The following is a 23318-nucleotide window of genomic DNA, read 5'->3' as shown; positions in this document are numbered from 1 at the left end:
TTATGAAAAGAATATTGTTGATGCTCTTGACAGCGGCCTTGCTTACTCCGGCTTGTGGAAGTAAAGCCGCAAAAGACCCTCAGTTAAAGGCACAGGAGAGTACAGCGGAACAGAGCAACGTGACTCACCTGACTAAAGCCGAGTTTCTGACCAAGGTGTATAATTACGAGAAAAATCCTAAGGAATGGAAATACGAAGGCAAGCTGTCGGCTATCGTGGATTTCTATGCCACCTGGTGCGGCCCTTGTAAGATGGTGGCTCCGATACTGGAGGAGCTGGCAGGAGAATACAAAGGCAAGATTGTGGTGTATAAGATAGATACAGACAAGGAGCCGGAACTTTCGGCAGCCTTTGGAATCCGCAGCATTCCGACATTGCTGTTTATTCCGGCAGAAGGCACACCGCAGGTGTCTCAGGGTGCCATGCCGAAGGATGCCTTGAAGAAGGCCATCGACGAGTTCCTGTTGGGCAATAAGAAATAAATTCCTGGTGTGGGAAAAACGAAGTGTCCCCGAAGTCTGCGTAAAGGCTTCGGGGACACTTCGTTTATAGGTAGGACTGTTATTCCCTGTCACTGTCTTCAATCAGTTCACGGATGGTCTGGTTGAGTTCCTTTTCTTTGAGCAGTTCCTCCAGAGTGAGATGCATGCGCCAGCGCCAGTAATGCCGCGGGTGAGCCGGGATGTTGATACGTTCGGCTTCCACATCCGGGTTGCGCAGGCGTTCGTCAATGCTCATCCAATCTTGCCAGGAAAGTATGCAAAGCAGGGACGGACTTTTCAGGTGATTGAATACGATGTCTTTGCAAAGCCATCCGGGAGCAGGTGACGGAATGGCTCCCATGTGATGCATTTCGTTGTGATAGAAGTGTTCGGTGCGCGCCGGGTCTTCTTCCCACCAGCCACGCAGGGTAGACATGTCGTGGGTGCCGATGGTGCATACCGACAGGAAGGGATAGTTTTCCGTGTGTCCGAATTCCTCGTTCATCTCTTTGGGCATGCGCTGTATTTCGAGCGACAGAATCTGCAGCTGTTTCATGACCCAAGGCACACATTCGGGCACCATGCCGAGGTCTTCGCCGCAGACCAGCATCGGAGTGGACTGCGTGAGAACCGGTAATTTCTTCATCGCTTCCTGATACCAGAATTCGTTGTGCCGCTGATAATAGTAGTGGTTGTACAGGTGGTTGAAGGCCTCCTGTTCCTTGGAACTTAGCTGCTGGAACACGAAGTCATGCTGCACGGCAATGCGCGGATGGTATTTCTCCGGGTCGTGGTGGTCGGGGAGGAAGAGCACGTCACTGATGAGGGTGTAGATACCTTCCTTCAGCTTCAGGCTTTCTTCGTCGTGCTTGTCGCCGAACCAGGCTTCCACTTTCCGTTGGGTGTCAAATTCCGGACGCATGGCATAGCGTCCTTTTGCGACAGGCTCCAGGAAGGTGTTCCGCATCATGTCGCTTTGTGCGCCGAACAGTTTCTCCAGTACGCTATCGTCAATGAACGGATGGGTCATGAAGTCGGGGTCGAAGTGGAGGCCGAAACTCTTGATTTCGTCCACACTGAGCGGAAGGGACGGCGAGAACTGTCCGAGCAGTCCGTGTACGGAATGGTCGGGAATTTCCCAGATGCGGAAGAAGCCCAGAATGTGGTCGATGCGGTAGGCCGTGAAATACTCGGCCATCTTGGAGAAGCGGCGGCGCCACCAGCGGTAGTTGTCCTTTTCCATGACCTCCCAGTTGTAGGTGGGGAATCCCCAGTTCTGTCCGTTGACCGAGAAATCGTCGGGGGGAGCGCCGGCCTGTCCGTTGAGGTGGAAATAATGAGGTTCCACCCATGCTTCCACGCTGGTGCGGCTGATGCCGATGGGGATGTCCCCTTTCAGCAGGATGCCCTTCTGGCGCGCGTAGGTGCTCACTGCCAGCAGTTGAACGTGAAGCAGGTATTGCAGGTAGTAGTAGAAAACTATCTGCGGATAAGCTTTGTGTCCGGAGGTACACAGTTGGGTAATTTCGTCTGCCTGATAGGTGCGGTAGGCCGGCCACTGGTTGAAGTCGGGGGTGCCGTACAAGTCGCGCAGGTAACAGAAGGCAGCGTACGGACGCAGCCATTCTTCATTGCGGCGGAAGAAGTCCAGGAAATCTTCTGAGGCAAGTGTCTTCTTTCCTTCCTGTTTGTATATCTGGTGCAGGTAATTCAGTTTCAGCTGAGTAGACTGTTCATAATCCATCATGGAGAAAGAATTTACTTTGAGCCGTTCCTTTTCGAAGGCTTCGGCCGCTTTCTTGTTGTGAAGCGGCGGGAGCTGGCGAAGGTCGATGTACATCGGGTGGAACGCATAGATGGAGATGCTGTTGTAGGGATAAGAATCTGTCCACTTTCCCGTCAGCGTGGTATCGTTGATGGGGAGAATCTGGATGGCTTTCTGCTTGGTCTCGTACGCCCAGTCCATCAGCATCTTCAGGTCGCCGAAGTCGCCCATGCCGCAGCTTCCTTCCGAGCGGAGGGAGAATACGGGGATGGCGCAGCCGGCAATCCGGTGGAGAGTGTCGTCAAAGAATACTTCCGTCTCCATGGGCAGATAAGTCTCTCCGCGCTGCAACGGCTGGAGAGGGAAGGTGCGGTTGGGACGTGTTTCCCATCGTTCTACGGCCCCTGTTTCTTCTTGCAGTGCCACGAACTTGTATTCAAAAGGGAACTGCATGGTGGACGCATCCAGTGTCAGGTGCCATACATTGGGCTGCACTTCCTTCATCCGCAGCGGGCGGCAATATTCCCAGTTACCCAGAGCGGCACAGCTTCCGATGACTCCCAGTTGTTGTTTCCGGTTCCGCAGGCCCGGGCAGAGCGCCCGGAAAGTGATGCAGCGCCCGGCATTGTCGGACAGCTTGGACGGTTGTTCCAGCGTATATGTGTGGTTGAAAGCCGAGGTATAGAGATAAGCGTTCTGTGGCAGGTCTCTCCAGCAGTCTTCAATGAGATAATGCTGTTGTTGCACGTTGCCCGGGTAAAAAGAGTGGGGGATGGCTCCGAACTCTTTCCGCACCACCTTCCCGTGCAAGCTGACGGCATAGCGGTAGGTGATGGGCTCAGAGGAAAGAAAGTCGAAGTTCGCTTCACCCGTCCATTCCTCTCCGTTACGTGTGGTCATTTCCACGGTATGTTGTATCTGTTGCTGATTGAGGAAGATGCAAAGGCTTTCTCCCCAGACCGTGCGGTATTGTATGCGAAAAGTAATTTTCATATCTTATGTATTAGTTGTGGCTATTTGTTCTGCTCAAAAATAATGAATCTCATGGAGTTGTGCAAATAAAAAAACTCCGGATGTCCTTTCGGAATCCGGAGTTTCCCTCTGTAAGATGTGAGGCTGGATTTAAAATAATGAATTAAGAAAAAATGGAATCATGCGTCGATATTTGCATACGTCGCATTCTTCTCAATAAATTCACGGCGCGGGCCTACATCGTCGCCCATCAGCATGGAGAAGATGTAGTCGGCTTCGGCCGCATTTTCAATGTTCACTTGTTTCAGGATACGGGTTTCCGGATTCATGGTGGTTTCCCACAGCTGTTCCGGGTTCATTTCACCCAAACCTTTGTAGCGCTGGGTGTGGATGCCTTGTTCGCTTCCGTCTCCGTATTTCTGGATGAAGGCCTGACGGGCTTCGTCCGTATAGCAGTATTCACTGATTTTTCCTTTGCTGCATTTGTACAACGGCGGAGTGGCGATGTACAGGTGTCCGCCTTGGATGACTTCGGGCATGTAGCGGTAGAACAGTGTCATGATAAGGGTGTCGATGTGAGAACCATCGACATCGGCATCGGTCATGATGATGACCTTGTGGTAGCGCAGCTTGTCGATGTTGGCTTTCTTGCTGTCTTCTTCTCCGTCCACTCCGAAGCGTACCCCCAGTGCCTGGATGATGTTGTTCACTTCGTCGCTTTCAAATGCCTTGTGCCACATGGCTTTTTCTACGTTCAGAATCTTACCGCGCAGCGGCAGGATGGCCTGGAACTGACGGCTTCGTCCCTGCTTGGCAGAACCACCGGCCGAATCACCCTCGACGAGGAACAGTTCACATTCTTCTGCCACACGGCTGGAGCAGTCGGCCAGCTTGCCCGGCAGTCCGCCGCCGCCCATCGGGCTCTTGCGTTGAACCGATTCGCGGGCCTTGCGGGCAGCCACACGTGCGGTGGCAGCCAGCACCACTTTATCGACAATGATTTTGGCTTCTTTCGGATGTTCTTCCAGATAGTTGGTCAGGGCTTCGCCCACCGCCTGGTTCACGGCACCGCTCACTTCGTTGTTGCCGAGCTTTGTCTTGGTCTGGCCTTCGAACTGCGGTTCGGCTACCTTGACCGAAATCACGGCAATCAGCCCTTCGCGGAAGTCCTCTCCGGAAATTTCCACTTTGGCTTTTTCAAGCGCCTTGCTTTCTTCGGCGTATTTTTTCAGCACGCGGGTCAGGGCCATGCGGAATCCGGCCTCGTGCGTACCTCCTTCGATGGTGTTGATGTTGTTCACATACGAATGTAGGTTTTCGCGGAATCCCGTGTTGTACATGATGGCACATTCGATGGGAATTCCCTGTTTTTCTGTGTTCAGGTAGATGACGTCGTCAATGAGCGGAGTATTGTTGGAGTTCAGGAAACGCACGAACTCTTTCACTCCCTCCTCGGAGTGGAACACTTCCTGCTTGTAGGAGCCGTCTTCTTCCTTCACGCGCCTGTCGGTCAGCGTGATGGTAATGCCCTTGTTCAGGTAGGCCAGTTCGCGCATGCGGGCCTGCAGGATGCTGTATTTATATTCGGTGACGGTGAAGATGCTGGCATCGGGCCAGAACGTCTGACGGGTACCGGTGATGTCGGTCGTGCCGACTTCCTTCACGGGATACAGCGGCTTTCCGCAGGCATATTCCTGCTGGTACACTTTTCCGTTGCGGAATACGTTGGTCGTCATGTGGGTAGACAGGGCGTTCACACACGAAACGCCGACTCCGTGCAAACCTCCGGATACCTTGTAAGAACCCTTGTCGAACTTACCTCCGGCATGGAGGACCGTCATTACGACTTCGAGGGCTGATTTTTTTTCTTTCTGGTGGAAATCGACCGGGATACCGCGACCGTTGTCCTGTACGGTAATCGAGTTGTCTTCGTTGATGGTTACTTCTATATGTGTACAATAACCGGCAAGGGCTTCGTCAATGGAGTTGTCCACTACCTCGTAGACCAGGTGATGCAAGCCTTTTTCGCTGATATCGCCGATATACATGGCGGGGCGTTTACGAACGGCCTCCAGTCCTTCCAGCACCTGGATACTGCTGGCCGAGTAGTTGCTTCCGCTGTTCTGTGTCAGTTCTTCACTCATGTTTTTTCTTCGTTTTTTTAAGCTTTCAAAGATACTAAAAAAACTGTTACGAACCGATTTTCAGCACTCTAAAAATCGTGAAAAAGGCATGAGGCGGGTAGATACGACAAAAGGCCAGATGATGACATCCAGCCTTAATATCTTTCTTACGTCAAGCGTAAACTTAAGCCAATTTGCTGATATAAGCAGCCAGTTTAGACTTCAAGTTAGCAGCCTTGTTCGCATGGATAATGTTGCGCTTAGCCAGCTTATCCAACATTTTCTGTACACTAGGATACAATGCAACAGCTTCAGCTTTGTCTGTAGTTGCACGAAGTTTCTTCACTGCGTTACGCATTGTCTTCGCATAATATCTGTTGTGAAGTCTTCTTTTTTCTTCCTGTCTGATTCTCTTAATAGATGATTTGTGATTTGCCATCTCGACTAATCTTTAATATTGTTCGTGATTTCTGTTTATTATGTAGCCCGTGGGGGAATCGAACCCCCCTTTCAAGAATGAAAATCTTGCGTCCTAACCGATAGACGAACGGGCCATCCTTTGTCTCAGGAAGACCTCCTGATTCTTTACGAGGATACTTATCTCTCGTTTGCGGATGCAAAGGTAGGAAGAATTTTCTAAACTCCAAAACATTCCTGATTTTTTTTGTGGGTTCAGGCGTGATTTTCCTTCTAAACTGGAGTGAATGGGCCTGAAGAGGCTTGTAGATTGTGGTGACTTGTTTTGTAGAGGAGAATTTCTGTAATCTTCACGAGGACTTTTTCGGAACATCACTTCTTATTCTCTGTACGACTGTGTGAGATTTGTATCCCACACTGCGGGATATGTATTTCACACTGTGGTTTTTGTATCCCACACTGTGGGACAGAGAAATCTTTATGGATTTTGTTTGTTTAGTATAGGGACTTTTCCTAACTTTCGCCCCTAAAAAGATATTATATTAAGGTAGATTGAGAAATGAAAGGCTATAAATTGAAGTCTGTAGGTGTTTTCGATGGAAAGGTTTGTGTGGCGTCGTTGGACGGAAAGAGTGGGGAATTCGTTCCATGTGAGGAACTGAAATCCTGTAAGGAATTGGTTTATATGCGTTTGCGTACATTGGAGGCGGTGGCTTCCTTCCGTTTTCTGGAGCGCGCGATAGGGGTATTGACCCAACATGAGATACCTGTTTTTGCCATGGCTTCTTCTGCCGGAAGCTTTTCCGTGGTGACGGGAGGTGCACATGACAGTCTGGAAGAGGTTTTCAAGGAACTTTCTTCATTTGCCGAAGTGGTGTTGGAGCGTGACGTAGAGGTGATTTGCGTACAGGAAGAGGCAGATACTTACAGCAAGGAAGCGGAACAGAATCTGGTATCGTTGCTGAAAGACATTCCTGTGCTGATGGTTTCTTCGGAGGAAGGAGCGGGAAGTGTGACATTGACGGTGCGCCGGGAGGACCGCGAGAAGGTGATTCGCTTGTTCCGGGAAGTGTGCGGATGCTGATAAAAAACGTTTAGTCTGGAAGATATGTTGCAAAAGCTGGAAGGTGTGGTGCTGCACGTGGTGAAATACAGCGACAAATCAAATATTGTGCATATTTACACTCGTGAAAACGGAAGTATGTCGTTCTTGATACCGGCTGTACGTTCGCGTAAGTCGTTGGTGAACGGGGTATTGTTCCGTCCTCTTTCGCTAGTGGAGGTGGAGGCGGATGTGCGTTCGCGGACGGCCCTTCCTTCCGTAAAGGAAGCCCGGTTGGCTTATCCGCTGGAGTCTGTGCCATACGACCCGTATAAATTGGGTATCGCCATGTTCTTGGCGGAGTTCTTGGCACATGCCTTGCGCGAGGAAGGCAAGAACGAGCCGCTCTTTGCATATTTGTCGTCTTCTATCCGTTGGTTGGATGCCTGTCGGACAGACTTTGCCAATTTTCATCTGGTTTTCTTGATTCGGTTGTCGCGTTTCTTGGGCTTTTATCCCAACTTGGAAGATTATCGGGAAGGAGACTGGTTTGACATGCTGAATGCTTGTTTTGTGGCAATCAAACCTCTGCACGGTATGTCGCTTTCGCCGGAGGAAGCTTCGCATATCCGTCAGCTGGCTCGTATGAACTACGACACGATGTTCCTCTTTGGGATGAACCGCTTGGAACGCCAGCGTTGTCTGGCTGTGATGATGGAATATTACCGTCTGCATCTGCCGGATTTTCCGGAATTGAAATCCCTCGATGTGCTGAAAGAATTATTCGGCTGAGGCTGTACAGAAGGGTATGAAAAAACGGGATGCATTCTCTTTACTCGAAAATACATCCCGTTGGAATCTGTATGGGAAGAATTTTATCCCAGCAATTCTTTTACTTTAGTGGAAATGGCACGTCCTTCAGCCAGTCCGGCCAGTTCTTTGGAAGCTACGCCCATAACCTTTCCCATGTCTTTTCCACTGGTAGCACCCACGCGGGCGATGATGTCTTTCAGTTTGGCTTCCAGTTCTTCCGGAGAAAGCTGTTTGGGCAGATAAGTCTCGATGACACGTACCTGAGCCATTTCTTCTTCGGCCAGGTCGGCACGTCCTTGTCCTTCATATACAGCTGCTGAGTCTTTTCCTTGTTTCACCAGTTTCTGCATGATTTTCAAGGCTGCATCGTCGGTCAGTGTATCGTTGGCTCCCGGAGCGGTTTTTGCTTCCAGGAAACATTTCTTGATGTTGCGCAAGGTTTCCAGTCTTACCTTGTCTTTGGCCTTCATGGCCTCTTTGATATCGTTGCTGATTTGATCAAATAAATCCATATTCGTTATATTGTTTTAAAATGTCATTCTATTTCTGGGTTAGAAGGTAATGGTCATGGAGCCGGCTGTATTGGTGGTTTCCGGTTCCGGGGTGACCTTTTCTTCCGTGCTGGCTTTGGAACGGATATTCTCCAGTTCCATTTTCGTACGCTTGTAAGTCGGAGTGGTTTCTACCATGCTGATGATGTCGTCATTGGCAAGGTCTTCCTGACTGAAGATATAGATATTCGGGCGTTTCTTCCGCATACTGCTTTTCAGGATGCTTTTTCCGTAGTAATCGCTGCGGCGTTCGTCCTTTTTCTGTTCCTCTTCTTCCAGGTCGTCCAGACGTTTCTGTTCTTCCAGCGAACGTTGTTTGAGTACATTGTCCATGCCCGGTACGTCTTTGATGCCGAATCCCGTAGCCAGAATGGTGAATTTCACCTGATTTTCCAGTGTTTCATCGGTGTAAAGACCCCATTTGGTTTCTACGTCTTTTCCGAACTTGCTCATGAATTCGTGGATTTCGTCCATTTCACCCATCATCAGTTCGCTGTTAGGGCTGTAAGTAATGACGAACAATACTTTCTTGGAATTGAAAATATCGTTGTTGTTCAGCAACGGAGAGTGAAGCGCATCGGTAATGGCCTGTGTCACTCTTCCTTCTCCTTCACCGTATCCGGTACTCATGATGGCCACTCCACCGTCTTTCAACACTGTTTTCACATCGTTGAAGTCCAGGTTGATGATACCTCGCAGGGTAATGATTTCGGCAATGCTCTTGGCGGCGATGGACAAGGTGTCGTCTGCCTTTCCGAAAGCATTCATGACACTGATATCGGAATACACGTCACGCAGCCGTTCGTTGTTGATGACCAGCAAGGCATCTACATGCTTGCTCATTTCTTCCACACCGTCGAGTGCCTGGTCAATTTTCTTGTTGCCTTCGAACAGGAACGGAATGGTTACGATACCTACGGTCAGGATACCCATGTCCTTTGCCGTCTTGGCAATGATAGGAGCAGCACCTGTTCCGGTTCCACCTCCCATACCTGCGGTGATGAATGCCATGCGGCATCCGTCGTTCAGCATATTCTTGATATCTTCAATGCTTTCTTCTGCGGCAGCCCGTGCTTTTGCGGGGCGGTTTCCGGCTCCCAGTCCTTCACTACCTAACTGGAGCTTACGCAGGACGGGAGATTCTTCCAAAGCCTGGTTATCCGTGTTGCAGACCACAAATGTCACATCATGGATACCTTCTTTGTACATGTGGTTGACGGCATTGCCCCCACCGCCACCTACACCAATTACTTTTATTATATGTGGAGAGTCTTTCGGAAAATCGAAAGGTACCATTGTTTCGTCTGACATAATTCTATCTATTTATGTGAGTAATCAGTTATCTTTTAAAATCTCATCGGAGAAGTTGGTCACTTTCTTGGCGAAAATGTCGAACCAGCTGTTTTCTTTCTTTTCCTTGTTGATTTTGGCTTCCAGTTCGTTCAGCTCTTCTTCCTTTTCGGCAAGATGCATACGCCGTGCACTTTCCACTTCTTTCAATGCAGCTTTATATTTCTTCTTGCTCAATTGCAGCCGGGCTTCTTCTACGTATGCAGTATATTCTTCCAAGCGTTTCCGGTTGCGTTCCTCTTCCTGCCGTTTCTTTTCTTCATTGATTTTCCGGATGCGTTCCGCTTCTTCCTCGGCTTTGCGTCTCTCTTCTTCTGCTTTGATGCGTTCCGCTTCTTTCCGTTTGGCTTCTGCTTCTTTTTCTGCCAGGTCATTGATGAAATCAAGCTGGTGGCCTTTCCGTGGGTCTACTTTAAGGCAGTTTTCCTTACCTTCTGCCAATAATCCGACCAGTGTGTTCTGTGTACCGTCTTTCGGTAATTGAATTGCACCGTCTAATGCAATATTACAGCCTTTCGCGATACGGATTTTTTCAATTTTGGTAATCTGTTTGAAGGCCTCGTCTATGTTAGGCATGTTAGACGCCCCTCCTGTCAGCACCAGTCCTGCGAGCAATTTATCACCGTAATCGGATACCATAATCTGGTTCCATACGTTGGAAATAATTTCATTGACGCGGGCTTCCACGATATATTCCAGTTTATGAGCCGGGATTGTGCATTTGCCTTCGATGGTATATTCCTGTTCATTGGCTTGGTCATCCTCTTCTGCGGGAGGAGTGAGGGCACATCCGTAACGGAGTTTCAGCTGTTCGGCATCCTCTTCTTCAATTTGCAGGCTGCAGATGTCTTTTGTGATGTTGTTGCTGCCCAATGGAATCACGGCCAGATGGCGCAGGATATTGTTCTTATATACAGCTACGGTAGTGGTATCTGCTCCTAAATCAACAAGCGCGCAGCCTGAACGTCTTTCACTGTCTGTCAATACGACGTTGGCGGTAGCTACAGGTGAAAGGAAGTAATCGGCTATTTCGTACTTCGTTTGTTTGAAGCACTGTGTGATTCTGGCTTTCAGGGTATGGTGTGCGATGATATTCAAATAACGTCCTTCAATGCGGTCGGCAGAGATACCGACAGGTTCAGTCAGGAGATTGTTTCCCACTTTGTATTCCTGAGGTTCTACATCCAGAATCTCCTGGTCAATCAGCGAAATCTCGCGGTTGTTTTCCATGAGCGATTCAATCAGCGCCTGTGAGATTTTGGTGTCTTCTCCTAATTGTTTGGTGACGTGGTTGCGCATGCTTCTGATGGACTGTCCACCAATTCCTACGTAGACTTTCTTGATGGAAGCCTGCAAATCGTTTTCCAGTTTCTGAATGACAGAAACCAGTATTTGTGTGGTTTTATCTAAGTTGAAGATTGCTCCTTTTTTGATGCAATCCGATGAAGGGGCATTGGCATAGGCAAGAATCTGGATACTTCCATCAGCATTCTTTTTGCCGGCAATCCCTGTGATGTTGGTCGAACCCAGTTCGATAGCTGCTATAAAATCTGTTACTGCCATATCTTAGTTTTCTTTTTTTGTTCCGATAATTTGATTGTTAAACTCAATGCTGATCCGTTCGTATTTGTTCCAGCCGATACGGTTTAGCACTTTACTGTAAAACGTTTGCAATTTACTGAATTTTTCTTCAAAATCAGTGGCTTTCCCTAAAAAAAGAATATGGTCTCCCACTCGTGGCACAATTTCCAGCTCTTTTTTGGGGGTTACGTTGATTTGCTCCACTTGTGCGTTCCAAAAAGGACTGTGCTGGAGGTACAATCCCAGTTCATACAATTCGTTTTGGGCAAATTTACGGTCAATAAAACCTGTAGCGACTGCCACATGAATGGGCTTGCCGGTTGCATTCATGATTTTACCGGATTGGTCGATATAGTAATTGTCGCCATTGCTGCTCATCACTCGGAATATCGGAATCCGCTGGTAGATTTCAATGCCGACTTTCCCTCCCGACGTAAGGTAACATTCAGCCTTACTGATGAAGGGATGTTTGGAAAGAGTTTCTTCCAGCTGGCGGACATTGATTGTACCGATACGTTTCTTTTCCGGGTAAAGATTTTTTTCCTTGAGAAGCTTTTTTACCTCTTTGTCAGTGATGAAGCCGTAGTCAATACTGTCTTTGACAACCAATTTCATACCCTTGCAGACCTGATTTTCAGGCTGGTGGTTGAATACAGTTACGGCTACAACCAAGTAGGCCGAAACTACTAACAGAATACAGAGTATGAAAATTCGTTTAATCATCTATCTTTCAGTAAATCATAAATTTGTGGAACGTAATTATCTATATCGCCGGCTCCGAGAGTGATGAGTACATCCAGCTTTTTCTGCTTCAGTATGTCCAGCAGCTCTTCCTTGGTACACATGCACTTTTCAATACCCGGTCGCAGGTTGTCGTAAATGAGTTGGCTGGTGACTCCGGGGATAGGGGCCTCACGAGCCGGATAGATATCCAGCAGAATGACCTCATCCAGCAGAGACAAACTGCGGGCAAAATCTTGGTAGAAATCGCGGGTGCGTGTGTAGAGATGGGGCTGGAACACCGCGGTGATTTTCCGGTCTGGATACAGGCGGCGGATAGAAGTCACACTTTGGCGTATCTCTTCCGGATGATGCGCATAGTCACTCAGGAAGACGATGTGTGCGTTTTTTATCTTAAAGTCAAACCGGCGGTCTACTCCTCTGAACTGTGGCATGGCAGCCTTTATTTCTTCTGTCGTAGCTCCTCCTATTTGTGCCAGTGCCATGGCGGCAATTCCATTCTCAATGTTGACATAAACAGGTACTCCTAACTGGATGTCGGCGATATTCCCTAACGGAGAAATGTAGTCGAAATAGATTTCCCCGTCCTTGATACGGATATTCTCTGCATGAAAATCGCCTTTATCTACGGAATAGGTATAGACTGTAACTCCTGTTTTGATATCCGGTTTCAATTCCAGCCCTTCTTTCATGACTAAGTATCCGTCCGGACGGATGAGGGAGGTATATTTGCGGAAACTTTCCAAATAGGCTTCGTGGGTGCCATAAATATCCAGATGGTCTGAATCGGTAGCCGTAATGACAGTGGCATACGGAGTCAGCCAATGGAAAGAACGGTCGAACTCATCCGCCTCAATTACTACGTAATCACTCTTATCCGACAGGAGCAGGTTAGTCTGATAATTTTTGGAAATTCCTCCCAGAAAGGCATTGCAGCCTACGTGGGAATGATCCAGTAAGAAGGCAGCCATGGTAGAGGTGGTAGTCTTTCCATGCGTTCCAGCTACGCATAAACCTTTTTCTGTCTGAGTCAGCATACCCAATACCTGTGCACGTTTGTGGATTTCAAAGTGATGTTCCTGAAAATAGACCAACTCTTTATGAGTAGCTGGTATGGCAGGAGTAAATACCACTAAGGTTGTTTCCGGATGAAGGAACGCTTCCGGAATCAATGCTACATTTTCCTCATAGTGAATCTGTGCTCCTTCTTGGATTAATCTTTCCGTCAGCTCACTTGGAGTACGGTCGTAACCGCCTACTTTTTTCCCTTTTGAAAGGAAATAACGCACCAGAGCGCTCATTCCGATACCTCCGGCTCCGATGAAATAGACGGCTTGTATAGTATTAATGTTCATGACTTTCTTTGTATTTTAATGCCAGCTTGCAGACTTCTTGTGCAATGATGTTTGCAGAGTCCTTGATAGCCAGTTTTTTGATATTCTTGCTTAAGTTTTCCAATACGTCCGGCTTGCTTACCGTATCGATGGCTGTATCGACCAATGTTTGTGTGGCTTCACTATCTTTGACATAAAGAGCTGCTTGTTTGTTCACGAGAGCCAAAGCATTTTTGGTCTGATGGTCTTCTGCCACGTTGGGTGAAGGAACCAATATGACTGGTTTTCCCAGCAGGCAGAATTCTGAGATAGAACCAGCTCCGGCACGGCTGATTACCAAATCGGCGGCGCTGTAAGCTGCAGCCATATCTGAAATGAAGTCTGTCGTGTACAGCATAGGCAGGCTGCCGTAGGCCTTAACGGCCTGTCGGGCTTCATTGATATAGATTTTACCCGTCTGCCAAATGAATTGTACGCCGGATGCTTTCATTTTGTCGAATCCTTGCATCATGCAGTTGTTGATGGTACGCGCTCCCAGACTGCCTCCGATAATCAGGATGGTTTTTTTGTTCGGGTCTAATCCGAATGAACGGATGGCCTCTTCCCGTGAAATATTTTCCTTTAGCAATCCTTGGCGGACAGGGTTTCCTGTAAGAATGATTTTGTCCTTGTCAAAAAAACGTTCCATCCCTTCGTAGGCCACACAAATCTTTTCTGCTTTCTGTGCCAGCAGCTTGTTCGTTACCCCTGCATAGGAATTCTGTTCCTGTATCAGGGTAGGGATTCCCATCATGCCGGCCACTTTCAATGTCGGTCCGCTGGCGTAACCACCAACTCCTACAGCTGCGTGAGGCTTGAAGTTCTTGATGATTTTTCTTGCCATCAGCTGGCTTCTGAACAGCTTGATGAGTACGCTGACGTTTTTCAGCAAATGTTTTCTGTCAAATCCAGCCACCGGAAGTCCGATAATTTTGTATCCGGCAGCCGGTACACGCTGCATTTCCATGCGTCCCTCTGCTCCGATAAACAGAATCTCAGCTTCGGGGTGTAATTCTTTGATTGCGTTGGCAATGGAAATGGCCGGGAAGATATGTCCTCCTGTACCACCGCCACTTACTATGATGCGTAAATTTTCTTCCATATTTTGTAGTATTTCCTGCAAAGTTATAAATAAACTTTTAAACAGACTCTTCTTGTGTAGTGATATTGCTGGCTGGTGTAACCTCTTGTGTCTGGCTGGCTTGTTGTAGCCGTGCTTCTGCCTCTTGACGTTGCTTCAGGTCATTGACGTAACGGCTGATACTGAGGATGATGCCGATATACACACTGTTTATCAATGTGGCAGTTCCTCCCTTGCTGATAAGGGGAAGAGGCTGCCCGGTGACAGGCATGATACCTACGGCTACCAGCATGTTGAAAGTGGCCTGCATGACAAGAAGTATCCCGATTCCAGTGATGAGAAACACGTAGTACGACTTGTCGCAATTTCGGGCAATCTTTGCGATTCTCATCAACAGGAGAATGTAAAGGGCGGCGACAAAGGCGCCTCCTACGAGGCCCAATTCCTCAATGATGATGGCGTAGATGAAGTCCGAAAATGCCTGTGACAAGAAATCTCGCTGTACGCTGTTTCCAGGTCCTTTTCCCACAATGTTACTGCTGGCGATGGCGATATTGGCATGAGCAATCTGGGCGTCGTTGTCAATGTCGAACTTGGCAGCTGGAATCTCAGCTTCATCAAAATGGTTGTTCAGACGGCTTTGCCAAGTCACCATACGGTGAAGCCCTATTTTATCCCAAGCTTCGCCAGGCACGTATTTGATGGTTCCTACTCCGATGAGAATACAGGCTATGCCGATACCGGCCAATATGCCAAGTTGTTTGAAAGGAACTCTACCGACAAACATCAGCAGGAATACACTTCCAGCCAGAAGCACTGCGGTGGATAAGTTTTCACTGACAATCATTCCGCAGGTAAGAATGGTGATGATACAGATGTATTTGAAAGCCTTCTTGTTAGCTCCATTCTCTTCTTGCATGCGCGATAAAATGAAGGCAACCGTGATGATGGTTCCCATCTTGGCTACTTCCGAAGGTTGGAACTGGATAAATCCCAAATCAATCCATCGTTTGGCGCCGTTGGTGAGTGAGCCCAGAATGAAAACGGCTGCCAGCAATACCCAGGAGATAGGCAACAAGACTATGAATGTCTTGAACCAACGGCAGGGAATATTGTGTACAATCCAAACCGCAATGGTGCCTACCATCAACAAAGTCAGGTGGTTGGTGATAGGTCCCCAATGATCCCCACTCTTGTAAGTCAGGGTGCTGGACGCACTGAATACTTCTACGATGGATATCAGGCAGAGGAAAAGGTAAATAATCCAGATTGCCTTGTCGCCTTTAAAAAAGTTTTTTAGCAAATCCATAAACTTGTTGTTTCTAACTCCTTGGTTGTATTATAAGTTTCTTACACATTCCTTGAACTGGTCGCCACGGTCTTCATAACTTTTGAACAAGTCGAAGCTGGCACAGCAAGGGCTGAGCAAAACGGTTTCTCCTTTTTGGGCCATTTTATAAGCGGCATCTACCGCATCCTTCATGCTTTGCACGTCGGCAATGGGAAGACCGAAACTGTCGAAAAAGGCATGCAGTTTTTCATTGTGAAGTCCCAGGAAAATCAGACCGCTGCATTTTTCTCTCACCAGATCGGCGATCTCGTTGTAGTCGTTTCCTTTATCCTTTCCACCCAGAATCAGGACGGTCTTGGTTTTCATGCTTTGCAGGGCATACCAGCAGGAATTGACGTTGGTCGCCTTGGAATCGTTGATATAGTCTACCCCTTTTACACGGGTTACTTTCTCCAGACGGTGTTCCACCCCTTTGAAGTCGTGCAGTGCTTCTCGGATACATTCTTTGCGTATGCCCGCAATGTTGGCCGATATGCCGGCTGCCATGGAATTGAACAGATTATGGGTTCCTGTCAAGGCCAGTTCTTCCTCTTCCATATTGAAGGCGATAGGTCGGGTGAAATACACTTTATCCTTTTCTGTGAACGCCGCCACTCCTTCCTCGTTCTTCTCGGCAAACGGGAAATATTGTCCGTGAATGCCATACTTGTGGAGTTCCCTTTGTATGATGGGGTCATCGTTCCAGAAGATGAAAGCGTCATCGTTGGTCTGGTTCTGGATAATCCGGAACTTGGCGTCCACGTAATTCTGCATTTCATAGCCGTAACGGTCCAGATGGTCGGGAGTGATGTTCATCAGTACAGCGATGTTGGCATGAAATTTATACATGTTGTCGAGCTGGAAACTGCTGAGTTCGATGACATAGTAGTCAAAATTACATTCAGCTACCTGATATGCCAAGCTTTGTCCGATGTTTCCGGCCAATCCCACGTTCAGTCCTGCTTTCTTAAAGATATGGTAAATCAGGGAAGTGGTAGTTGTCTTTCCATTACTTCCGGTGATGCAAATCATTTTTGCATTCGTATAACGTCCTGCAAATTCAATTTCCGAAATGACGGGAGTACCCTGATCCTTCAATTTTAAGATGATGGGTGCGTCATTCGGAATTCCCGGACTTTTAATCACTTCGTCCGCATTCAGAATCAACTCTTCTGTGTGTTTACCTTCTTCCCACTGAATACCTCTTTCGTTCAACATCGTTTTATACTTGTCCTTGATGGTGGACATGTCTGAAACGAATGTGTCAAAACCTTTTTTCTGTGCCAGGACAGCGGCACCTGTTCCGCTTTCTCCTGCTCCTAAGATGACAATTCTTGCCATTGCTTTATCTGATTTTAAGTGTGATTATCGTAATTGCTGCCAGTACAATGGTTACAATCCAAAAACGGACTGTAATTTTGGATTCATGAAATACGCTGTGAGGGCGTGTGACCAGATACGTACAATTCGGGTCAAGCTGTGCCAATGTGGTGCGGAAATGGTCATGTATCGGCGTACGTTTGAAGATACGCTGCTTGACACCTTTCTTTTTTCCGCGTTGGAAATACTTGACTTGTAGGATAACCGATAGGTTTTCTACCAGAAATACGCCGCATAAAATAGGGATGAGTAATTCCTTGTGTATGATGATGGCAAATACGGCTATCAGTCCTCCGATGGTAAGACTGCCCGTATCGCCCATGAACACTTGTGCCGGAAAGGCATTGTACCAAAGGAAACCAATCAAGGCTCCGATGAAGGCACAGATGAAGATTACCAGCTCTTCACTGCCAGGAATGTACATGATGTTCAGGTACTCGGCATATTCTATGTGGCTGGACACGTAGGCCAATATGCCGAGGGTCACCCCTATGATAGCCGAGTTTCCTGCTGCCATTCCATCCATGCCGTCGTTCAAGTTGGCCCCGTTGGATACGGCTGTCACGACAAAGATGGTCACCAGTACAAATACAACCCATCCTGCTTTTTGTGCATGGTCCCCCAAGAATCCCACAAAATCAGCATAATCCAAGTTGTTGTTCTTGAAGAAAGGAATGGTGGTTTTGGTGGATTTCTCGTTTACAGGCTTGTGAACCACATCTACCACTCGTCCGTCTTGCTGGATTTCAATGTTCTCCCGAATCACTACATCCGGACTCAGGTAGAGAGCCAGTCCTACAATGAGTCCGAGTCCCACCTGACCAATTATTTTAAACTTTCCGTGAAGTCCCTCTTTGTCCTTCCGGAACACCTTGATGTAGTCGTCCAGAAAGCCTAATGTGCCCAGCCATAAGGTGGTGACCAACATCAGAATCATGTAAATGTTGTGCAATTTACCCAATAGCAGGCAGGGTATCAGAATGGCAACGATGATGATGATACCACCCATGGTGGGTACACCTACCTTCTTTACATTGAAAGGGTCGATAGAGGCATCGCGCTGTGTTTCCGTAATCTGTTTCCTTTTGAGCAGATTGATAAAGTATTCTCCGAAGATGGCAGATATCAGCAGAGAAAGAATAACAGCCATTAGTGAACGGAACGATACATAACCGAACATTCGTGCGCCCGGGAAACCAAACTGCTCCAAATATTGAAATAGATAATATAACATTGTCTCTTCTTTATTTTTTATTCTTCTCCTTTAAATATCTCGTCCAGAACTTCTTTGTCATCGAAATGTGATTTGACTCCTTTGACGTCCTGATAAGTTTCATGCCCCTTTCCGGCAATCAAAATCACATCTTGTGGCTGGGCCAGCATACATGCCGTGCGGATAGCCTCTTTACGGTCTACGATGCTGATAACCTTTTTCATCTCTTCTTTGTTCAATCCGTTCAACATATCGTTGATGATGTCCTGTGGTTCTTCAAACCGCGGATTGTCTGAAGTGATGATGACCTTATCGCTGCGTTTTACTGATTCTTGTGCCATCAACGGACGTTTTCCTTTGTCACGGTTTCCACCTGCACCTACTACGGTGATTACATGACCTCTTCCTCTCAGTACCTCGTGAATGGTGTCCAATACATTTACCAACGCATCTGGAGTATGGGCATAATCGACAATGGCAGTATATCCTTTAGGAGAACGTTTGGCATCGAAACGTCCGCAAACCGGGCGTAGCATGCTGAGTTTCAGCAAAACATCTTCCGGCTTTTTTCCTAACAGGCAAGCAGCTCCATATACGGCCAGCAGGTTGGAGGCATTGAAGCGTCCGATGAATTGTACGTTTACTTCCCGGTTGTTGATGTCCAGCAGCATGCCGTCAAAGCTGTCTTCCAGTACTTTCCCCTTGAAGTCGCACAATGAATGCAAGGAGTAGGTTGACACTTTGGCCTTGGTATTCTGTGTCATTACCAATCCGTTTTTGTCATCCGCATTGGTTAAGGCAAACGCCTGTTTAGGGAGGCCGTCAAAGAACGCCTTTTTAGCTTTCAGATAATTCTCGAAAGTTTTGTGATAGTCCAAGTGGTCGCGGGTAATATTGGTAAAGATACCTCCGGCAAATCGCAAGCCGCTGATACGCTTCTGTACCACGGAGTGCGAACTGACTTCCATGAAGGCATATTTGCATCCTTCATCTGCCATACGCCCCAATAGTTGGTTGAGCGTGATGGGGTCGGGAGTTGTATGTTCTGTGGGGATAGCTTCTCCATCGATGTAGTTACATACGGTAGATACCAGTCCGGTCTTGTATCCGAACGAACGGAACATAGTATATAATAAGGTGGCAATGGTCGTTTTTCCATTGGTCCCGGTTACACCGATTAAATCCAGTTTGGAGGTCGGGTCTCCGTAGAAGGTGGTAGCCAGTTTGCCTACGGTCTCTTCCGTGTCTGCCAGTTGTATGTAGGTGACGTGAGCTTCCTGCTTTTCGGGCAGTTGCTCGCAGACAATGACCGTAGCCCCGTTTTCAATGGCTTTCGGAATATAGTTATGTCCGTCGGCCTGTGTGCCTTTTACAGCCACAAACATGAAGTCACTCTTTACCATTCGTGAATCCATGTGGATTCCAGAAACTTCCAAGTTGGTCTCACCTATGATTTGGAGCGGATTGACCGCTTTCAGGATATTTTCTAATCTCATCTCTTTTTAGTCTAATGTTAATGTAATTGTTTGTCCTTTATGTAAATAAGAGCCAGCGTTGAGGCTTTGTTTCGTTACTTTTCCTGTGCCGGATAGACGGACTCTGAGTCCTTTGCTTTCCAGCAGATATACAGCGTCCTTGGCCCCCATTCCTCTTACATTGGGAACCAGATTCTTATCCGTATGTAATTTTTTCAGTTCCGCATAAGTGTCACTACAGTTAGCTCTTCCCCAAACGGGTGAATTGCCGACGGGGATACTGGCGCTGTTGCTTTTGATATCCAGACTTCTCAGTACGTAAGAAGCTTCGCATAAGTCCCCGTTTTTCACATGAGGGACGAATATGGAGGTAGAATCTTTGGCCGAAGCCAGATTTTGATACAAATGCTTGGCATAAATGCGTTCGGCTATCCGGCTGAACACGCTACCCGCCTGCAAGCCACCGGAGGCAGGGCCATGTGGAATCTGTATGGATACCAGGCAGCTGTATTTGGGAGCCTCTGAAGGGAAATATCCGCAGAAGCTGACCAGATAGCTTACGCCTCCTGCCTTGTATCCAGCTTTTCCTTGGGAAATCTGGGCCGTTCCGGTCTTACCGGAGACATTGAATTGTTTGCTTCCGGCCGGTTTGGCCAATCCTTCCGAAACCACTTTCCGTAAAATACCCTGGATCATGGTAAGCGTGGTATCGGAACAGATTTTAGGATTGACTATCTCCGTCGGATATTCTTTGATGATTTCACCGTTCTTGGAAATTGCTTTTACAAATTTGGGCTTTACCATGGTTCCGTTATTGGCGATGGCATTGTAAAAGTTCAATATATAAATAGGAGGAATCATTGTTTCGTAGCCTATGCTCATCCACGGGAGGGTTGTCTTGGCAAAATACCGCTCTTTAGGTCCCAGTATGCGCGGACTTGCTTCTCCCGCAAACCCCAGGTTTAGAGGTTTGTCGATGCTCATTCTTCTCAGCCCATCGATGAATTTCTGGGGATTCTGGCCGTAGAATTTATCGATGATAGTAGAAACACCCACGTTGGACGACACTTCCATGATGCGGGTCACATCTATTTCTCCATACCCGCCTTTGTACCAGTTCCAGTCCTTCATGTTGCTTCCGTGCATGTTGACCACACCGTTGCCCGTATCCACCATATAGTCCGGAGTGATATATTTATCTTCCAAGGCTACCATGATAGAAGCGGTCTTGAAAGTAGATCCCGGTTCCATCAAGTTGCTGACTGCCGTATTTCTCATTTCATAATAATTGCCGTCGCCAGCCTGTGTCATATTTACGTTGGCTTTTACCTCTCCGGTAGCCACATCCATCACGATGGCTACCCCGAACACCGCGTTGAGGGTCTTCAATTGGTCTACGAGAGCCTTCTCTGCAATATCCTGCATGTCCACATCAATTGTGGTAATGACATCACAGCCGTCTACCGCAGGTTTGTCAATGATGTTCAGGTATTTGTTCATCACCTTTTGGCGATGAGTGATACCGTCTTGCCCGCGAAGGATGGAATCGTATGTAAGCTCAATTCCATTTTTGGCTCCTAATTCCATGTCGGGATACATGTCCCCCAATGTACGTGCCGCCAGTGAGCCAAAGGGCTTTTTCCGTTGGTTGAATGCCAGTTCATGGAATCCTCCTTTATATTTGCTGAGGTTAAATACCGGCAGTTGCTTCGCTTCTTTGTATTCGATGTAGGAGATACGTCGTGGGTAAAGAAGATAGTTTCGGCTTTTCAGTCGTCTTCCCTTTAGAATGTGCTGGCGGAACTCCTTTACGCTTTTGTCCGGAAAAATCTGGTGTAGGCCTTCGCAGATTTCTGTCAGGTGATTCATCAGCATGGTGTCCTTCTTCTCACCTCCGGCCTTGAAGTCCATGTAGATTTTGTATTCAGGCAGGCTGCTGGCCATGAGTTTGCCGTCGGCCGAGATGATGTTCCCTCTCGTGGGATGTACCACGACGTTTTCTTTCACAAAACGGTCGGCCACATCTTTCCAGTATTGCCGCTCTGCAAACATAATGATGGCGGCCTTTGCAATGATTGCAATGGCTAGTAATGCCATGACGAATACAATGAGCGTATAGCGTAAGATGATATTTTTCTGTCCGGGTATCATTTTTCAAGATCCTCCTTTTTGATTAGATAGGGTGGAGTAGAGGCTGTCTCCAGAGGTGTACCCTCTGAAGAAATATATTCTTCGATGCGTGACTGGCGGCTTCTTTCCGTCAGCTCTGAAGAAATGGTCAGTGCATCGTATTTAGTATCAATCAGTTCTTTTTTAAGACGGTCTATTTCAATCATTTCCTGCTGGCTTGAATAGCGGTTGTCTATGTACAGGATTACCAGAATCATAATCAGGATAATCAGGTTAGCCTGTTTTTTCATCAAGTGCACCAGCACTTCTCCTCCCAGGATGCTTCTCCACGTGATGTGCGGAGTTTCTTGCGGAATGTTGTTTTCTTGCGGTTCCATTGTCATTTCTTTTCTGCAATTCTTAGTTTGGCACTGCGTGAACGCGGATTGCGTTGCACCTCGTCTTCGCAGGGAGTGATTACTTTGTTGTTTATGAGCTTGAATGGGGTTTGTACGTTCCCGAAAAAGTCTTGTTCCGCTTTACCTTCCACGTTACCCGTTTTCATGATGTTTTTCACCATACGGTCTTCCAGTGAATGATACGTGATTACTACAAGCCGTCCTCCGGGTTTCAGTGCCTCGGTGGCGGCATAAAGCATTTCTTTCAAGGCTTCCATTTCCTGATTCACTTCTATTCGGAGAGCCTGAAACACTTTGGCCAGCTCTTTCTTTTCCCTTTCTTTCCCATACAAGGGCTTGATGGTATCGATGAACTCTCCAATGGTTTCTATGGGTTTGGCTGTTCTGGCTTTTACAAGTACAGAGGCCAGCTTTCTGCTGTTTTTCAGCTCGCCGTACAAGTAGAACACATTGGCTAGTCTTTCTTCTTCATAAGTGTTGACAATCTCGGCGGCAGTGATGCCAGCCCGTTTGTTCATGCGCATGTCCAGTTTTCCGTCGAAGCGGAAGGAAAAGCCCCTTTCCGAATCGTCAAAATGATGTGACGAAACGCCTAAATCCGCTAAAATGGCATCCACCTTCTCTACTCCGTAATAACGGAGGAAATTGTGCAGATAGCGGAAATTGCTTCTGACGAAGGTGAACCGCTGGTCGTTGACAATGTTCTTTTCTGCATCCGGGTCTTGGTCAAAGCTGAACAGCCTGCTGTCGCTGTCCATCTGGCGTAAGATTTCTTTGGAGTGTCCTCCTCCTCCGAAGGTTACGTCCACGTAAATACCTTTGGGATGGATGTGCATGCCTTCGATACTTTCGTGTAATAATACAGGTACGTGATATGTCTGTTCAGTCTGTTCCATGCGGTTTTGATTATAAATTCACCTTATTATATATTCAAGCTGTAAAATTAGATATTTCCATAGAATCGAGCACTATGTTTCCAAGAGAAAATTTAAAGAAGTTATCAACAGGTTGTTTAAGGGCTGGATATTTTTCAGATGTGTTTCCAGTTTGTATGCAGATTCGGGGGAGAAGAAATTTTTTTTGTGTGTATAAGTGTATTTT

The 23318-nt window shown here is 47.4% G+C and carries 19 protein-coding genes and 1 tRNA gene; 3 read left to right on the top strand and 17 right to left on the bottom strand.

Features of this window, described 5'->3' with window-relative positions; all coding sequences use genetic code 11:
• The first annotated feature begins 2 nt into the window (after positions 1-2).
• Positions 3-482 carry a thioredoxin gene (gene trxA, locus OIM59_RS14955; protein WP_303897495.1) on the top strand — a complete coding sequence of 160 codons (480 nt, stop codon included), beginning with the start codon at positions 3-5 and terminating at the stop codon, positions 480-482.
• 79 nt (positions 483-561) lie between these two features.
• Here the strand turns inward: trxA and OIM59_RS14950 are convergent, their stop codons facing one another.
• The 4 genes from OIM59_RS14950 to OIM59_RS14935 all read right to left on the bottom strand — a co-directional run bounded on the left by OIM59_RS14950 (position 562) and on the right by OIM59_RS14935 (position 5896).
• On the bottom strand, positions 562-3240 hold the full coding sequence (locus tag OIM59_RS14950; protein ID WP_303897494.1) for a 4-alpha-glucanotransferase: 2679 nt from the start codon (positions 3238-3240) through the stop codon (positions 562-564).
• A 158-nt stretch (positions 3241-3398) separates the two neighbouring features.
• The gene (gene gyrB / locus OIM59_RS14945; RefSeq protein WP_303897491.1) at positions 3399-5363 is read right to left on the bottom strand and encodes a DNA topoisomerase (ATP-hydrolyzing) subunit B; all 1965 of its coding nucleotides are present in this window, start codon (positions 5361-5363) and stop codon (positions 3399-3401) included.
• 163 nt (positions 5364-5526) lie between these two features.
• Entirely contained in the window at positions 5527-5781 is a 255-nt protein-coding gene (gene rpsT / locus OIM59_RS14940) for a 30S ribosomal protein S20 (RefSeq protein WP_072543621.1), read from the bottom strand.
• A gap of 43 nt (positions 5782-5824) precedes the next feature.
• Positions 5825-5896, bottom strand: a tRNA-Glu gene (locus tag OIM59_RS14935).
• 422 nt (positions 5897-6318) lie between these two features.
• On the opposite strand from OIM59_RS14935, the gene OIM59_RS14930 reads away from it, so the two are divergent.
• On the top strand, positions 6319-6843 hold the full coding sequence (locus tag OIM59_RS14930; RefSeq protein WP_303897488.1) for a hypothetical protein: 525 nt from the start codon (positions 6319-6321) through the stop codon (positions 6841-6843).
• Between the two features lie 24 nt (positions 6844-6867).
• Positions 6868-7593 carry a DNA repair protein RecO gene (gene recO, locus OIM59_RS14925; RefSeq protein ID WP_303897487.1) on the top strand — a complete coding sequence of 242 codons (726 nt, stop codon included), beginning with the start codon at positions 6868-6870 and terminating at the stop codon, positions 7591-7593.
• A gap of 83 nt (positions 7594-7676) precedes the next feature.
• Here recO and OIM59_RS14920 read toward each other — a convergent pair whose 3' ends face one another.
• From OIM59_RS14920 to rsmH, 13 genes are read right to left on the bottom strand one after another with little or no spacing between them, the layout of a single operon-like run.
• Complete coding sequence (locus OIM59_RS14920; protein ID WP_303897484.1) at positions 7677-8126, bottom strand: GatB/YqeY domain-containing protein; 450 nt, start codon at positions 8124-8126, stop codon at positions 7677-7679.
• A 39-nt stretch (positions 8127-8165) separates the two neighbouring features.
• Complete coding sequence (ftsZ, locus tag OIM59_RS14915) at positions 8166-9476, bottom strand: cell division protein FtsZ (protein ID WP_177865996.1); 1311 nt, start codon at positions 9474-9476, stop codon at positions 8166-8168.
• Positions 9477-9500: 24 nt separating this feature from the next.
• Positions 9501-11078 carry a cell division protein FtsA gene (ftsA, locus tag OIM59_RS14910; protein WP_303897482.1) on the bottom strand — a complete coding sequence of 526 codons (1578 nt, stop codon included), beginning with the start codon at positions 11076-11078 and terminating at the stop codon, positions 9501-9503.
• A gap of 3 nt (positions 11079-11081) precedes the next feature.
• On the bottom strand, positions 11082-11819 hold the full coding sequence (locus OIM59_RS14905; RefSeq protein WP_303897480.1) for a cell division protein FtsQ/DivIB: 738 nt from the start codon (positions 11817-11819) through the stop codon (positions 11082-11084).
• A complete protein-coding gene (gene murC, locus OIM59_RS14900) occupies positions 11816-13192 on the bottom strand; it encodes a UDP-N-acetylmuramate--L-alanine ligase (RefSeq protein WP_303897478.1) in 1377 nt (458 codons plus the stop codon). Before murC ends, OIM59_RS14905 begins: the two co-directional genes overlap by 4 nt.
• Positions 13182-14312 (bottom strand): undecaprenyldiphospho-muramoylpentapeptide beta-N-acetylglucosaminyltransferase, encoded by a 1131-nt coding sequence (murG, locus tag OIM59_RS14895; RefSeq protein WP_299170042.1) that lies wholly within the window; start codon positions 14310-14312, stop codon positions 13182-13184. The genes murC and murG overlap by 11 nt, the downstream gene beginning before the upstream one ends.
• A gap of 37 nt (positions 14313-14349) precedes the next feature.
• On the bottom strand, positions 14350-15600 hold the full coding sequence (locus OIM59_RS14890; protein WP_072543612.1) for an FtsW/RodA/SpoVE family cell cycle protein: 1251 nt from the start codon (positions 15598-15600) through the stop codon (positions 14350-14352).
• A 30-nt stretch (positions 15601-15630) separates the two neighbouring features.
• Positions 15631-16962, bottom strand: a complete 1332-nt coding sequence (gene murD, locus OIM59_RS14885) for a UDP-N-acetylmuramoyl-L-alanine--D-glutamate ligase (protein WP_072543611.1) — start codon at positions 16960-16962, stop codon at positions 15631-15633.
• 4 nt (positions 16963-16966) lie between these two features.
• A complete protein-coding gene (gene mraY / locus OIM59_RS14880; RefSeq protein WP_303897473.1) occupies positions 16967-18235 on the bottom strand; it encodes a phospho-N-acetylmuramoyl-pentapeptide-transferase in 1269 nt (422 codons plus the stop codon).
• Between the two features lie 17 nt (positions 18236-18252).
• Entirely contained in the window at positions 18253-19710 is a 1458-nt protein-coding gene (locus OIM59_RS14875) for a UDP-N-acetylmuramoyl-L-alanyl-D-glutamate--2,6-diaminopimelate ligase (protein ID WP_303897471.1), read from the bottom strand.
• 6 nt (positions 19711-19716) lie between these two features.
• On the bottom strand, positions 19717-21840 hold the full coding sequence (locus OIM59_RS14870) for a penicillin-binding protein (RefSeq protein ID WP_303897468.1): 2124 nt from the start codon (positions 21838-21840) through the stop codon (positions 19717-19719).
• Positions 21837-22196: an FtsL-like putative cell division protein gene (locus OIM59_RS14865; RefSeq protein WP_299170052.1), complete on the bottom strand. Its 360-nt coding sequence runs from the start codon at positions 22194-22196 to the stop codon at positions 21837-21839. Before OIM59_RS14865 ends, OIM59_RS14870 begins: the two co-directional genes overlap by 4 nt.
• A gap of 2 nt (positions 22197-22198) precedes the next feature.
• Complete coding sequence (gene rsmH, locus OIM59_RS14860) at positions 22199-23113, bottom strand: 16S rRNA (cytosine(1402)-N(4))-methyltransferase RsmH (protein WP_299170053.1); 915 nt, start codon at positions 23111-23113, stop codon at positions 22199-22201.
• Positions 23114-23318: the final 205 nt, after the last annotated feature.

The organism is Bacteroides mediterraneensis (assembly GCF_025993685.1).
Classification (GTDB): domain Bacteria; phylum Bacteroidota; class Bacteroidia; order Bacteroidales; family Bacteroidaceae; genus Phocaeicola; species Phocaeicola mediterraneensis_A.
This window is presented reverse-complemented; position numbering and strand designations above follow the sequence as displayed.

What these genes read in the sequence shown, in the direction of transcription:
- trxA (WP_303897495.1), top strand. Translation starts at nt 3, where the DNA reads ATGAAAAGAATATTGTTGATGCTCTTGACAGCGGCCTTGCTTACTCCG.
- OIM59_RS14950 (WP_303897494.1), bottom strand. Translation starts at nt 3,240, where the DNA reads ATGAAAATTACTTTTCGCATACAATACCGCACGGTCTGGGGAGAAAGC.
- gyrB (WP_303897491.1), bottom strand. Translation starts at nt 5,363, where the DNA reads ATGAGTGAAGAACTGACACAGAACAGCGGAAGCAACTACTCGGCCAGC.
- rpsT (WP_072543621.1), bottom strand. Translation starts at nt 5,781, where the DNA reads ATGGCAAATCACAAATCATCTATTAAGAGAATCAGACAGGAAGAAAAA.
- OIM59_RS14930 (WP_303897488.1), top strand. Translation starts at nt 6,319, where the DNA reads ATGAAAGGCTATAAATTGAAGTCTGTAGGTGTTTTCGATGGAAAGGTT.
- recO (WP_303897487.1), top strand. Translation starts at nt 6,868, where the DNA reads ATGTTGCAAAAGCTGGAAGGTGTGGTGCTGCACGTGGTGAAATACAGC.
- OIM59_RS14920 (WP_303897484.1), bottom strand. Translation starts at nt 8,126, where the DNA reads ATGGATTTATTTGATCAAATCAGCAACGATATCAAAGAGGCCATGAAG.
- ftsZ (WP_177865996.1), bottom strand. Translation starts at nt 9,476, where the DNA reads ATGTCAGACGAAACAATGGTACCTTTCGATTTTCCGAAAGACTCTCCA.
- ftsA (WP_303897482.1), bottom strand. Translation starts at nt 11,078, where the DNA reads ATGGCAGTAACAGATTTTATAGCAGCTATCGAACTGGGTTCGACCAAC.
- OIM59_RS14905 (WP_303897480.1), bottom strand. Translation starts at nt 11,819, where the DNA reads ATGATTAAACGAATTTTCATACTCTGTATTCTGTTAGTAGTTTCGGCC.
- murC (WP_303897478.1), bottom strand. Translation starts at nt 13,192, where the DNA reads ATGAACATTAATACTATACAAGCCGTCTATTTCATCGGAGCCGGAGGT.
- murG (WP_299170042.1), bottom strand. Translation starts at nt 14,312, where the DNA reads ATGGAAGAAAATTTACGCATCATAGTAAGTGGCGGTGGTACAGGAGGA.
- OIM59_RS14890 (WP_072543612.1), bottom strand. Translation starts at nt 15,600, where the DNA reads ATGGATTTGCTAAAAAACTTTTTTAAAGGCGACAAGGCAATCTGGATT.
- murD (WP_072543611.1), bottom strand. Translation starts at nt 16,962, where the DNA reads ATGGCAAGAATTGTCATCTTAGGAGCAGGAGAAAGCGGAACAGGTGCC.
- mraY (WP_303897473.1), bottom strand. Translation starts at nt 18,235, where the DNA reads ATGTTATATTATCTATTTCAATATTTGGAGCAGTTTGGTTTCCCGGGC.
- OIM59_RS14875 (WP_303897471.1), bottom strand. Translation starts at nt 19,710, where the DNA reads ATGAGATTAGAAAATATCCTGAAAGCGGTCAATCCGCTCCAAATCATA.
- OIM59_RS14870 (WP_303897468.1), bottom strand. Translation starts at nt 21,840, where the DNA reads ATGATACCCGGACAGAAAAATATCATCTTACGCTATACGCTCATTGTA.
- OIM59_RS14865 (WP_299170052.1), bottom strand. Translation starts at nt 22,196, where the DNA reads ATGGAACCGCAAGAAAACAACATTCCGCAAGAAACTCCGCACATCACG.
- rsmH (WP_299170053.1), bottom strand. Translation starts at nt 23,113, where the DNA reads ATGGAACAGACTGAACAGACATATCACGTACCTGTATTATTACACGAA.